The sequence below is a fragment of the Mesorhizobium sp. P2_D6 genome (assembly GCF_056404315.1).
Genome location: NZ_JBFUEG010000003.1, coordinates 196,978 through 209,923, shown reverse-complemented (window position 1 = coordinate 209,923; position 12,946 = coordinate 196,978). Strand labels below are relative to the sequence as shown.

Below are 12,946 nucleotides of genomic sequence, written 5' to 3'. Positions count from 1 at the left end.
ACCATGCCGCCGCGGATCGTGATCGTGGGCGCCGGTCCGGCTGGCATAAGGGCCGCCGCGACGCTTGTGGAGGCCGGGCTCCACCCGGTGGTGATCGACGAAGGGCAGCGCGCAGGCGGACAGATCTATCGCCGCCCGCCCACCGGGTTCACCCGCACCGCGAAGCAGCTCTACGGGTCGGAGGCGGCGAAGGCGGACGCGCTGCATGCGCTGTTCGACCGGCTGGCCAAAGACGGGCGGCTCACCCATTGCGCGGCGAGTTCGGTTATCGCTGTGCAGGACGGGCGACAGCACGTCCTGGGGGAGGGCGGCGTGCAGGTAGTCTTCCATGACCGCCTGATCCTTGCCACCGGCGCGTCCGACCGTGTCGCCCCGGTGCCGGGCTGGCAAAGCGCCGGCGTCTACAGCCTTGGCGCTGCGCAGATCGCGCTCAAGGCGCAGGGCGTGGCGCTTGGGCGGCGCATTGTGCTGATCGGGTCGGGGCCTTTGCTGACGCTGGCCGGCGCCCAGCTCGTCAAAGCTGGAGCCGATGTGGCGGCGGTGCTGGACACTTCTCCCTGGCATCAGCAGATGCGGGGGCTCTGGCAGCTTGCCGCCCGGCCGCTCGTCACGCTGCGCGGTCTGGCCCTGCGAGCAAGGCTCGGCGGCCGCTACCATGCGGGCGTGACGCTCGAGCGGATCGAGGCTGACGAAAAAGGTGTCACGGCGATGCGTTGGCGCGACGCCGGCGGCCAGGAGCACCGCACCCCTTGCGACATGATAGGCATGGGCTGGCATCTGCGGGCAGAGACGCATCTGGCCGACCTTGTGGGGTGCGCCTTCACCTATGACGAGCAGTGGCGGCAATGGCTGCCGAAGACCGACGAGATGGGTCGGGCCGGCAACGGCGTTTATCTGGCGGGCGATGGGGCTCGTCTTCTGGGAGCGGACGGCGCGGAGATCGCGGGGCGTCTCGCGGCGGCGGCATGCCTTGCCGATCTCGGAATTCCGGCGCTGTCCACCGGCGGCGATCTGCGCAAGCTTGCGCGGCTCGAGCGCTTTGCCCGTGGCCTGGCTTGCGCCTTTCCCTGGCCGGCAGCGATGGCGCGGGCACTCCCCGACGACGCGGTCGTTTGCCGCTGCGAGAACGTGACTGCCGCAGCTGTACGCGAGAGCGCGGGTTTCGGCGGCGGCGAGGCCAACAGGGTGAAATCGCTGTCGCGCGTCGGCATGGGGCGATGCCAGGGGCGCTACTGCCAGTTGGCTGCCGTTGAACTTGTTGCGGCGCAAGCCGGCTGTGCGCCCGGCGCTGTCGGCCGGTTTCGCGGGCAGGCGCCTGTCCGCCCGGCACCTATCGGTGCCTTTCTCCGGGACGGTTGATGCAATTCCGGAGGCCACACCGGGATGGCATGGATCACATCCTAGAAGTCGGCGACCTTCCCCCAGGCCGAAGCGTCGAAGCGTCGGGGATCATAGGATGTCGCATCGACGACCGGTTCCGAGCCGGTCATCAGATCGGCGACGAGATGCCCGGCGCCGGGTCCGATGCCGAAGCCGTGTCCCGAAAATCCGGCGGCCAGGAAGAAACCCGGAACACTATGGATCTCGCCGATGGCAGGCACGCCGTCCGGCGTGCTGTCGATATAGCCGGCCCAGGCTGCGCTGATCCTGGTCTGGCGCAGTGCCGGCAGCAGCTCGAGTGCCCGGGCGTGGGTCAGGCGGATGGTCGCCTGGTCCGGGGCCGGATCGAGGATGCGCATCCGCTCCATTGGCGTCGGCTGGTCGAGCCGCCAGTGCCGGAGCGTTTCGTGGCCCGAGCGCACGCCCTGCAGACCGCCGGGCGCGAGGCTTCGCCACCGCTTCAGGAACATAGGCAGGAACTGCGACGAGAAGCGCAGCTGCTGCGGCGTGACGTCCACGCGGCCGCGTCCGCTTATGGCGAGCGTGTAGCCGCCGTCGCCGCGACGCGTGGCCGAGATCCGTGCCGTGTGCAGCGCATCCGGCAGGCCCTCAGCGCCGGGCGAGACGGACAGGATGGAGGATCGGACCGACGCCTGCGGAAAGCGGAAGCCGAACTGATGGCAGAAGGAGGACGCCCACGCGCCGCCGGCCAGGACCGCCAGCTTCGTCCGGATCGTTCCGCTTTCGGTGACCACGCCGCTCAGGCACCCGCCCTCGGTCTCGATACCGCGCGCGGCGCAATTCTGGTGCACGGAGCCCCCGAGCTTGAGGATAGCGCGGGCGACCGAGGGCGCGGCCCGCGACGGGTCGGCGGTGCCGTCGGTCGGCGAGAAGACGCCGCCTTTCCAGGTCCGGCCCGTGGCGCGGCCCCGTTCGCTGGCTTCGGCGCCGTCAAGCATGTGCGTGGTGATGCCGGCCGTTTTGGCGAAGTCACGCCAGCGCGCCCAGCCGGCCAGTTCCGCGTCGTCATTGCTGAGATAGAGCAGGCCGCAGCGCCGAAAGCCGGTGTCCTCGCCGGTTTCTGCCGCGAAGCTGTTCCACAGATCGAGGCTTCGGGTTGCCATCGGCAGCTCGCGGGCGTCGCGGTTCTGCTGGCGGCACCATCCCCAGTTCCTGGAGGATTGTTCGGCGCCGATGCGTCCCTTTTCGACGAGAGCGACCTGCATGCCGCGCCTGGCCAGATAATAGGCCGCGAAGACGCCGACGATGCCGCCGCCGATCACCACCGCGTCCGCGGACTGTGGCAGTTCGCCAGATGTCTCGATTTGCTGCAATTGAGCGCGCATGGTCTCTCTGCCTCGATACGCCAATCTAACGCGTTGCGCAGGCAGCCGCTGCTGCAGTTGAGGCCGATGCAGAATTTTATTCCGGCTGTTCGATTGAAATCGGGAGACGCTGCGTTTCAAAGCGGTATCCGCTTGGATGGACAGGCCGGCGGGCTGTGGTAGTGTCGATGGCTATGGGTATGGCAGCATTTTGTGCTGCGGCATACGATCTTCGGAGACGGCCGTGAAACTGGATCGGATCGACATCAAAATTCTGCACGAATTGCAGAAGAACGGCCGCATCACCAATGTGGAACTGGCCGATCTGGTGCATCTGTCGCCGAGCCCGTGCCTGATGCGGGTCAAGAAACTCCAGTCGGAAGGCTACATCGAAGGCTATTCGGCGCAGATCAATATCGGCAAGCTTGGCCAGACGCTGACCGTTTTCACCGAAATCACCTTGAAGAACCACCGTCAGATTGACTTCGCCCGCTTTCTCGCTGTCGTGGAGAAGATCGAGCAGGTCATCGAATGCCATCTTGTGTCGGGCGGCTACGACTATTTGATGAAATTCGTGACCTCCGGCATTAGTGAGTACCAGACGATCATGGAGCGACTGACCGACATGGATATCGGCATCGACAAGTATTTCAGCTTCGTGGTGCTGAAGTCTCCCATCGTCAAGGCGCACATGCCGTTGCCCAGCCTGTTTCCGATGTAGTCGGAGCAATTCCAGGAAAGGTGTGAACGGTTTTCCCGGGAAAAGCGCGCAGCGCTTTCCCTTGGGAATTGCCTCAAAAACAAAGAGATAGTGCGGTTCGCCGTTTCCTTGAAACGGTGAACCGCTCTATCGATGGCCGTACTGGCTGACGAGTTCGGGGTCGCGGACGAGGCCATCGAGCCACGTTGGGTCAAGCTTCGGCACGGAGGAAAACAGAAGCTTGGAATAGGGGTGGGTGGGCGCCGTCAGCTTGTCGGGCGTGATCTGCTCCACCCGCTCCCCGTTGTACATGACCATGATCTCGTCGCAGATGGCCTCGACGACGGAGAGGTCGTGGCTGATGAAGATGTAGGAGAGTCCCAGCTCGCGCTGTAGTTCCTTGAGCAGCTCGATCACGGCCGCCGCCACCACTGTATCGAGCGCCGAGGTGATTTCGTCGCAGATGATGAGCTTGGGGTTGGCCGCCAGCGCGCGTGCGAAGTTCACCCGCTGCTTTTGCCCACCAGACAGTTCCGATGGATGACGGTAGCGCAAGCCCCTCGGCAGGCGCACCATGTCGAGCAGTTCGTCGACGCGCTTCGAGCGCGCCTGCCTGTCGAGCCGATGATAGAAGGCCAGCGGGCGAGAGATGATGTCCTCCACGGGCTTGGCCGGATTGAGCGCGGTATCGGCATACTGGAACACGATCTGCATCTCGCGCAGCTGGTCCTGGCTGCGTTTCCTGGCGGCGCGCTGCAGTTCCTCACCGTCGAAGACGATGTCACCGGCAGCCGCCGGATGGATGCCGGCGATGACGCGCGCCAGCGTCGATTTTCCGCAGCCGGATTCGCCGATGACGCCGAGATTGCGCCCTTTCTCGACAACGAGGCTGACGGAATCGACGGCGCGGATAAGTGGCAGTCCGTCATCCCGCACCGCGCCATAGCCAGCCGTCACATTGTCGATACGCAGCAGCTGTTTCGTCCCGGTATCCGCGTCTGCATGTGCTTGCCGCGGCTTTGGTTCGAAGGCGGCCAGCAGTTCGCGCGTGTAGGGGTGCTGGGCGGCCGAAAGGATTTCCGCCGTGGTGCCGGTCTCCTGCACTTCGCCGCCTTTCAGCACCACGATGCGGTCGGCGATCTGGGCGACGACCGCGAGGTCGTGGGAAACATAGACACCCGCTATCCCGCCCGCCCGCATGACCGACTTGAATGCCTTCAGCACGTCGATCTGCGTCGTCACGTCGAGTGCTGTCGTCGGCTCGTCGAAGATCATCAGCTTGGGATCGCCGATGAGCGCCATGGCCGCCGCCAGCCGCTGCAACTGCCCGCCCGAAACCTGGTGCGGATAACGGGCGCCGATCCCTTCCGGGTCCGGCAGCGACAAGGCCTTGAACAGCTCGACCGCGCGCTGGCGCGCTTGCTCGGGTGGCATAAGCTGGTGGATGCGCGTGACCTCGATGACCTGCTCCATGATCGTCGACGAGGGGTTGAAGGCAGCGGCAGCACTTTGCGGGACATAGGCAATATCGGTGCCGCGCAGCCTGGCGCGTTCCTTCTCGGAGAGCGCAGCCATGTTCTTGCCGTTGACGTTGATCTCGCCGCCGGTGATCCGGCAGCCGGGCCGGGCATAGCCCATCAGCGAGAGCGCTACCGTCGTCTTGCCGGAGCCGCTCTCGCCGATCAGGGCAACGATCTCGCCGTCGGCGATGTCGAAGCTGACGCCCTTGATGATTTCGACAAGCCGTCCGGAGTCGGTCTTCGCCTCGATCCTCAGGTTTCTGACCTCGACGAGATTGCTCATGCGTCCCGGTCCCTGATCTTCTGCGGCAGGTTGTCGATCAGCAGGTTGACGCTGATGGTGAGGCTGGCGATTGCCAGCGACGGCACGATGACGGCGGGGGCCGCGAAGGGCAGGCCGCCGATGTTCTCGCGCACCAGCGCGCCCCAGTCGGCGAGCGGTGGCTGGAGGCCGAGTCCCAGGAAGGACAGGCCGGAGAGCAACAGCACGATGAAGACGAAGCGCAGGCCGAAGTCGGCCAGCACCGGGCGGATGATGTTGGGCAGGATCTCGGAGCCGATAAGGTAGGCGGTGCTCTCGCCACGGACACGGGCGACGGTGATGAAGTCCATGGTGTTGATGTTGACGGCGAGCGCGCGCGCGAAGCGGTAGGCGCCGGGGATATAGATGACGGCCAGCGTCAGGATCAGCACCGGGATCGACGAGCCGACCGCAGCGACGACAACAAGGCCGAACAGCTTGCTGGGGATGGAGTTCATGGCGTCCAGGAAGCGGCTGAGGCAGGTGTCGAGCCAGCCGCCGGTGACGGCCGCGATCATCCCCAGCACGACACCTGAAAAGCAGGCGATGGAGACGGCGGCGAGCGATATGCCGACGGTGTAGCGGGCGCCCATCAGAACCCGCGAGAGCATATCGCGCCCAAGATAATCCGAGCCGAGCCACAGTCCCTGGCGCATCGGGCCGAAATAGTCGTCGTCGACAATGTCGCCGATCGAATGGGGAATGACGTAGGGCGCCAGGATTGCGATGACCGTCCAGGCCAGGATGACCAGCGCAGCCACGACGCCGACGAGGCTGTAGCTGTGACCCAGGAAGGACCGTTGGGAGGTTGTCGCGCGCGCTATCGTCATCTGAGCCTCGGGTTGGACATGATGGCGACGATGTCGGCGGCGGTGATGAGGAAGAGGTAGCCGAGGCAGAAGATCATCGCGCAGCTCTGGATAAGCGGCAGGTCGCGGGTCGCGACGGCATCGACCATCAGCTTGGCGATGCCGGGATAGTTGAAGATCGTCTCGACGATGATGACGCCGCCGACCAGATAGGACAGTGAGAGCGCGACAGCGTTGACGATTGGCCCAAGAGCATTCGGAAGTGCGTGCCTCAGCACCATGCGGCCGCGCGAGGCGCCTTTCAGAAGTGCCATCTCGACATAAGGCGTAGAGAGCGTTTCGATCACCGCGGCGCGGGTCATGCGGATCATCTGGGCGGAGATGACGAAGGTGAGCGTGATCACCGGCATTGCATAGATGCGCACGAGGTCGGTCAGCGAATGCGCCTCGTTGACCGATGACAGCGCCGGCAGCCATTTGAGATAAACGGCGAAGAGCAGGACCGCGAGTGTCGCGACCATGAATTCCGGTACGGAGATGATGCCGATCGACAGGATGGTGATGGTGCGGTCATAGACGGAGCCTCGTAGCATGGCGGCGGTGATGCCGAGCGTCAGCGCCAATGGCACCGAGAGCAGCGTGGTGATGCCCGCGAGTTTCATCGTGTTGACCAGGCGTCCGCCGATCAGTGTCGCGACCGGCATCTCATTGGCATAGGAGGTGCCGAGGTCGCCGTGGAGCAGTCCCACAAGCCAGAGCAGGAAACGTAGGATCGCCGGATCGTTGAGATGCATGGCCTCGCGCAGGCCGGCGACCGCTTCCGGAGTCGCCGCCTGGCCGAGCAGGATCGATGCGGTGTCTCCTGGCAGCATGCTGGTGGCGAAGAACACAGCGAACAGCACGATCAAAAGCGTGACGGCCGCGATCCCCAGCCGCTTCAGCACGAGGTTGAGAACCCCAGACGTCATGGAAGCGCTCCCTGCGGTTGTTCGGCCAAGCAATCTTGCGTAATGAAGTGCCGGGGGCTGGCTGACCGGCCCCCGGCTGGCTTCTCTCAGGCTTCGAGCCAGAGATATTCCGCCATTGCATAGCCCATCATGCCACCGAGCGGGTTCGCTTCCAAACCCTTCACCTTGCTGGAGAGGGCGTCGACGTTGGAAATGTAGGCCGGGATGATGGTGCCGGCCTCCTCGGAGACCATAGCCTGCATCTGGCCGTAGATCTCCTTGCGCTTGGCCTGGTCGAGCGAGCCGCGCGCCTCGATGAGCATCTTGTCGAACTTCTCGGACTTGTACTGGCTTTCGTTCCACGGCGCGTTGGAAGCGTAGAGGAGCGAGAACAGGATGTCCGGCGTCGGGCGCGGATTGATGTTGCCGAAATGGATTGGCGCCTTGAGCCAGTAATTGTCCCAGTAGCCGTCGGCCGGGACGCGCTGGACGTCGAGCTTCATGCCGATATCCGCGCCGGCGGCCTGGATGATCACCGCCATGTCGATCGACGAGGTGGCGGCGTCGGAAGCGATCACCGGGATGGACTGGCCGAGCAGGCCGGCCTTCTGGAAGTGGAACTTCGCCTTGTCCGGGTCGAACGCCTTTGGCTTGACGTCGGGATTGTGGAAGATATTCGCCGGCGAGACAGGCTGGTCGTTGCCGATTTCGCCGAGGCCGCGCAATGCCGATTTGACGATCTGCTCGCGGTTGACGAGATACTTCATGCCCGCCACGAAGTCGGCCTTGCTGCCCGGATCCATGTCGAGCCGGATGTTGAGGTCGGTGTAGTTGCCCGAAGTCGTCTTCGACAATTCGAAGCCCTGCTGGCCGCCGATGAGCTTCATCGCACGCGGATTGATCGAGGCCGCAAAATTGATGTCGCCGGAAAGCAGGGCGTTGACGCGGGCGCTGTCGTCGCTGATGGCGATGAACTCGAAGGAGTCGAGATAGGGCTTGCCCGACTTCCAGTAGTTCTTGTTCTTGGTGACCACCGAACGCACGCCCGGTTCGAAAGTTTGCAGCACGAAGGCGCCGGTGCCTTTGCCCTTGGAGAAGTCCGTGGTGCCGTCCTGGACGATCATGAAATGGTGCAGCGCCAGGATGGTCGGCAGGTCGGCATTCGGGTCGGCGAGCGTGATTTCCACGGTCGACTTGTCGACCGCCTTGAAGCCGGTCATCTGTGCGGCGATCTTGGCGACCTTGGAGCCGACCGCCGGATCAAGATGACGCTTCAGCGAGAAGACGACGTCGTCGGCGGTGAGATCCTTGCCGTCGTGGAAGGTGACGCCCTTGCGCAGCTTCACGGTCCAGGTCTTGGCGTCCTTGCTGTCGAAGCTCTCGGCGAGCTCCATCTGCGTGACGCCCCCCTTGTCGAGGAAAGTCAGGCGGTTGTAGAGCGAGCAGCAGCGGACATAGTCGGTGGAGAGCGACGCCTTTGCAGGATCAAGCGTGTCGGCGGTCGATGACGACCAGCCGGCGGCTTTGAAATTTCCGCCGGAAACCGGCTCGGCGGCGACGGCTTGAGTGGCGCGGCCGAGCACCAGGCTGCCCGCGGCAACCGCGGCGCCGCCAGCCAACAGCATCTTGAGAAGTTCGCGGCGGCTCGCGCCCCGCCTAATGGCGCTTTCGACCATGGCATCGTCTGCGCTGGTCCAGTTCGTGATCTTGTCGGTCATGTTATTCCCCTTTCTGTTTGTCTGGTCGGGATGCTCGTCTTGCTGCGGCTTTCCGGGCTTGGGCTCAGGTTCGTTCCTTCAGGCTTTCCCGCACGGCCGCCGCCAACGCGGCCATTGAGGTGAAGTGGTGGTCAGGCACGGTGAAGCGCTCGGGTTCGATCGTGCCGCCATAACCCTTCTGCGCGTGCCGGCGCTCGATCCAGCAGTTGGTCATGCCAAGCGCCCGGGATATGCCGATGTCGTGGTACTGGCTTTGGGCGACGTGCAGAATGTCGTCCTTGCTGTCGCCGCGAGAGGCGACGTAAGCGAACACCATCTGGAAAAAGGCCGGGTCCGGTTTCTCCGTGCCGGTGTCGTCAGCGGTGAAGGTAGCGAAGAACGGCGATCCCAACTGCTTCTCGAAATGATCGAGCGCCCAGCGCCGGGCATTGGTCATGGCAATCAGCTTGTGGGATTTCGCAAGCTCGGCCAGTGCCGCCGCGCTGTCGGGAAAGCCTTGCCAGGCGCTGGCGGAGTCTCGCAGCCGGACGCCGTATTTCTCCTCGGTCGGCAGGCCGAGTTGCGGCGCGATAACCATGTAGACACGCACGAGATCGTCGGGAAACAGGGCCGCATCGGGCATGTAGCGGGCCTGCCGGTAATGGGCCAGCGCGGCTTCGCCATCGACGGAAACGCCAGCGTCGGCGGCAATCCCGGCCAGGCAGGTCGTGATGCCGCCTTCGAAGTCGATCAGCGTGCCGACGACATCGAAGGTCATGTATTTGAATTCGCTAAAGCCCCTGGCCAAGACTGGCTCTCCTCTGCGCGGCCGAATTGCATGGTGCTGAACAGAACAAAATTTCGTGCTGTCCGGGGCATCGGCCTTTTCAAGAGCCCGAAAATTCGAGCCCTCTGGCCTTGTCTTAAGGACAGTCTGGCACTTCCCCCGCGCTGGATTCGCCGAAAAGGCGCAGGGCTGCGGCACAAAATTGCGAAATCGTTTGCCCCGGCGCTATTTCGAAACACGTGGTATTCGTCGCCCGTCATGCCAGGGCCTGGCGGACATCCGCATCGTCCAGCGTCTGGTCAAGCGTCCGGCGCGTGCGCTCGATAATCGCATCGATGTCGTCGTCAGTGCAGCAGAGCGGGGGAGCGTAGCCGATAACCCCATGCGCAAACGCACGGACGATCAGGCCGTTGTCCCAAGCCCTGTCGAAGACGCGCCGCGCCGCCATGGCCGAAGCCGGAAGCGGTGTCTTCTTCTTTTTGTCGACCACCAGTTCGATCGCGGCAAGCATACCGCGACCGCGCACATCGCCGACAAGAGGGTGGTCGCTCAGGCCTGCCAGTCCCGCCATCAGGCGAGCGCCGGCCCTGATGCCATTCTCCAGAAGGCCGTCTTCGTAGAGCCTCAACACCTCGAGCGCGACGGCGGCGCTGACGGGATGGGCGGAATAGGTGTAGCCGTGGCCGACCGCAGAAGCGCCCGCGCCATCGGCGATGACGTTGTAGACATGATCGGCCATGAACACGGCACCCATAGGAACATAGCCCGAGGTCAGCCCCTTCGCGGTCGTCATGAAGTCGGGAACGATGTCCTCCTCCGTGCAGGCGAACAGGGGGCCGGTGCGGCCGAAGCCGGTGATCACCTCGTCGGCGATGAACAGGATGCCGTACTCCCGGCAGAGTTCGCGTATCGCCTTGATCCAGCCCTTCGGCGGGACGATGACGCCGCCTGAGCCCTGGATCGGTTCGGCATAGAAGGCGGCGACCCGCTCCGGTCCGAGATCCTCGATCTTGGCCTTCAATGCGGCGAGCGATGCGGCGATGATCGCGTTCCCGTCCTCGCCTACCGGGTTGCGATAGGGATAGGGGGAGGGGATCTTGTGTTGCCATTCGAAGGGAATGCCGAAACCGGCGTGAAAGGCGGGGAGCGCGGTCAAGCCGGCACCGACCACCGACGACCCGTGATAACCCTGCTCGATGGAAATGAACTGGTCGCGTTTCGCCTCGCCCTTGGCATTCCAGTAGTAGCGGACGAAACGGATCGTGCTGTCGACCGCGTCCGATCCGCCGAGCGTGAAATAGACGTGATTGAGATCCCCGGGCGCGCGCTCGGCCAGTTCCGAGGCGAGCCGTATGGCCGGCTCCGAGCCGAGGTCGAAATAGGCAGTGGCGTAGGGGAGCTCGCGCATCTGCCGGGCCGCCGCCTCGACGATGCTGTCATGGCCGTAGCCGGCATTGACGCACCACAGCCCCGCGAAACCGTCAACGAGTTGCTTGCCGGACGCATCGGTCACGGTCGCGCCCTTCGCCGATTTCAAGACGCGCACGCCGAGCGCCTCATGGCCGCGGTATGATGAGACCGGATGGATGAGATGGGCGCGGTCGAGTTCGATCAGGGAATTGGCGAGCATTGTTGTCCTCCTAGCCGAGCGCCTGGTTGGCGAGGGCGTAAACTTTTGGCCTGGCCTGTTCCGCGCCGTTCTTGGGTGGACGGTCCATGGCCACGCCGCCGCCGACATGGGCAAGGCCGATGTCTTCGAGCCAGCCGGCAAGGCCGGTCCTGCTGTCGGTATCCACGCGCAGAAAGGCGCCGGGGCGGCTCGCGGCGAAGAAGCCAATCAGGGCCTTCGCGGTGTCAGCGCTTTCCGCGATGACCGGTCCGATCACCTCACCGCGTCCAAACGGGCGGATCGCGGCATAGGCCTCGATGGTGCCGTTGCGGCGGATAACGGCGAATTGGCCGCGTTCGGCCAGCGCATCGATCAGGGCTTCCCGGTCGGCGCCATAGGCGTCGCGGTCCAGCGTCTTGATGTCAGGCAAATCGCCGGCGCCTGCTGCTTCCACGCCATCGGGTGCGCCGAGCGCTGCAACCGTACCTTGATGCTGCCGGATCGTGCCGGAGGATACAAAGCCGAGCTTCTCATAGAGAGGCATGCCGTCAGTCGTCGCGACGAGCCGCAGCGGACGGTCGCCGGCAAGGGCGAGGGCCTGATCCATGAGCCGGCGCCCGAGCCCCTTTCCACGCACGTTCCTGTCGACGATCACCATGTTGATCATGGCGCAATCCGTGCCGTAGGGCGTCACCAGGATGGTTCCGGTGACACGGCCCTGGTCGTCGAGCGCGACCACGCCCCTTGAGAGCCGCAGCGCCATCTGCCAGTCCTGCGGGCGATGCGGCCAATTCTCCTGGCGAGAAAGCGCCACTGCTCCCTCGATATGGTCCGGCCCGAAGTCCTGAATCTCGATCTCGCCCTGGTGCATGAGGCATCCTTCCATCTGAGCTCAAGTCTCGACCATTGGCGCGTCGCAAATCGTCTGAAGGCTTCGGCTTCGGCGGTATCTTTCGCCGTAGCGCGAGGGGTACGCCGCATCTTGTGCTGGCGCCTGCCACGGCGGACGCGCGTCACGTCACGCGCGGCGCCGCGTTCGGCACACCAGATGCTACAGCGTGCCAAACCGGATGGTGGATACGGAACTTTCTGCTTTCGGGAGGGCGATTTCGGTCAGGTGGGTCGCCGCCACCCGTCCTATGATGAAATTCATCCCAACGCGGATGTGGTTCCACTGGAGATCGACGGACATGGCTTCTTTCAGGCCCAAATACATCACCTTCGACTGCTATGGCACGTTGACCAATTTCCAGATGGCGGAAGCGGCGCGAGACCTTTACGGCATCCGGCTCGACGAACCGCGTATGCAGGAGTTCATCAAGAACTTCGCCGCCTATCGGCTCGACGAGATCATGGGCGACTGGAAGCCCTATGCCGACGTCGTCCACAACGCGCTCGAGCGCGCCTGCAAGCGCAACGGCGTCGCCTTCAGCCCTGACGACGCAAATATGGTCTACGAGCGTGTCCCGACCTGGGGACCTCACGCAGATGTTCCGGCCGGCCTGGCGAAGGTGGCCAAGGAAATTCCGCTGGTCATCCTGTCCAACGCCATGAACGCGCAGATCATGTCCAATGTCGAGAAGCTCGGCGCGCCGTTCCATGCCGTCTATACGGCCGAGCAGGCGCAAGCCTACAAGCCCCGGTTCAAGGGGTTCGAATACATGCTCGACATGCTGGGCTGCGGTCCGGAAGATATTCTTCACTGCTCGTCCTCGTTCCGCTACGACCTGATGTCGGCCCACGATCTCGGCATCAAGAACAAGGTCTGGGTCAATCGCGGTCACGAACCGGCCAACCCGTACTATGGCTATGTCGAGATATCAGACATTTCCGGTCTTCCGGGAGTGGTCGGGCTTTGAAGCAGGCGGATC

At 64.1% G+C, this 12,946-nt stretch carries 12 protein-coding genes; 3 read left to right on the top strand and 9 right to left on the bottom strand.

Annotated elements, in window-relative coordinates; all coding sequences use genetic code 11:
• Positions 1-3: 3 nt before the first annotated feature.
• Positions 4-1,359, top strand: a complete 1,356-nt coding sequence (locus AC1D1L_RS07365) for an FAD/NAD(P)-dependent oxidoreductase (protein WP_477340743.1) — start codon at positions 4-6, stop codon at positions 1,357-1,359.
• A 41-nt stretch (positions 1,360-1,400) separates the two neighbouring features.
• On the opposite strand, the gene AC1D1L_RS07360 is transcribed toward AC1D1L_RS07365, so the two are convergent.
• Complete coding sequence (locus AC1D1L_RS07360) at positions 1,401-2,726, bottom strand: NAD(P)/FAD-dependent oxidoreductase (RefSeq protein ID WP_477340741.1); 1,326 nt, start codon at positions 2,724-2,726, stop codon at positions 1,401-1,403.
• Between the two features lie 223 nt (positions 2,727-2,949).
• Between AC1D1L_RS07360 and AC1D1L_RS07355 the strand changes: the two genes are divergently transcribed.
• Entirely contained in the window at positions 2,950-3,426 is a 477-nt protein-coding gene (locus AC1D1L_RS07355; protein ID WP_192259777.1) for an Lrp/AsnC family transcriptional regulator, read from the top strand.
• 126 nt (positions 3,427-3,552) lie between these two features.
• Here AC1D1L_RS07355 and AC1D1L_RS07350 read toward each other — a convergent pair whose 3' ends face one another.
• The 8 genes from AC1D1L_RS07350 to AC1D1L_RS07315 all read right to left on the bottom strand — a co-directional run bounded on the left by AC1D1L_RS07350 (position 3,553) and on the right by AC1D1L_RS07315 (position 12,267).
• On the bottom strand, positions 3,553-5,208 hold the full coding sequence (locus tag AC1D1L_RS07350) for an ABC transporter ATP-binding protein (protein WP_477340113.1): 1,656 nt from the start codon (positions 5,206-5,208) through the stop codon (positions 3,553-3,555).
• On the bottom strand, positions 5,205-6,056 hold the full coding sequence (locus AC1D1L_RS07345) for an ABC transporter permease (protein ID WP_477340111.1): 852 nt from the start codon (positions 6,054-6,056) through the stop codon (positions 5,205-5,207). The genes AC1D1L_RS07350 and AC1D1L_RS07345 overlap by 4 nt, the downstream gene beginning before the upstream one ends.
• Positions 6,053-7,003 (bottom strand): ABC transporter permease, encoded by a 951-nt coding sequence (locus AC1D1L_RS07340; protein WP_477340109.1) that lies wholly within the window; start codon positions 7,001-7,003, stop codon positions 6,053-6,055. Before AC1D1L_RS07340 ends, AC1D1L_RS07345 begins: the two co-directional genes overlap by 4 nt.
• An 86-nt stretch (positions 7,004-7,089) precedes the next feature.
• Positions 7,090-8,700 (bottom strand): ABC transporter substrate-binding protein, encoded by a 1,611-nt coding sequence (locus AC1D1L_RS07335; protein WP_477340107.1) that lies wholly within the window; start codon positions 8,698-8,700, stop codon positions 7,090-7,092.
• 64 nt (positions 8,701-8,764) lie between these two features.
• Positions 8,765-9,457, bottom strand: coding sequence for an HAD-IA family hydrolase (locus tag AC1D1L_RS07330; RefSeq protein ID WP_477340739.1), 693 nt, complete (start codon positions 9,455-9,457; stop codon positions 8,765-8,767).
• A 265-nt stretch (positions 9,458-9,722) separates the two neighbouring features.
• Complete coding sequence (locus AC1D1L_RS07325; protein ID WP_352583416.1) at positions 9,723-11,096, bottom strand: aspartate aminotransferase family protein; 1,374 nt, start codon at positions 11,094-11,096, stop codon at positions 9,723-9,725.
• Between the two features lie 10 nt (positions 11,097-11,106).
• Entirely contained in the window at positions 11,107-11,946 is an 840-nt protein-coding gene (locus AC1D1L_RS07320; protein WP_477340104.1) for a GNAT family N-acetyltransferase, read from the bottom strand.
• A 180-nt stretch (positions 11,947-12,126) separates the two neighbouring features.
• Complete coding sequence (locus AC1D1L_RS07315) at positions 12,127-12,267, bottom strand: hypothetical protein (RefSeq protein ID WP_477340103.1); 141 nt, start codon at positions 12,265-12,267, stop codon at positions 12,127-12,129.
• On the opposite strand from AC1D1L_RS07315, the gene AC1D1L_RS07310 reads away from it, so the two are divergent.
• Positions 12,266-12,934, top strand: coding sequence for a haloacid dehalogenase type II (locus AC1D1L_RS07310; protein ID WP_477340102.1), 669 nt, complete (start codon positions 12,266-12,268; stop codon positions 12,932-12,934). The two genes, AC1D1L_RS07315 and AC1D1L_RS07310, sit on opposite strands and share 2 nt — an antisense overlap.
• Positions 12,935-12,946: the final 12 nt, after the last annotated feature.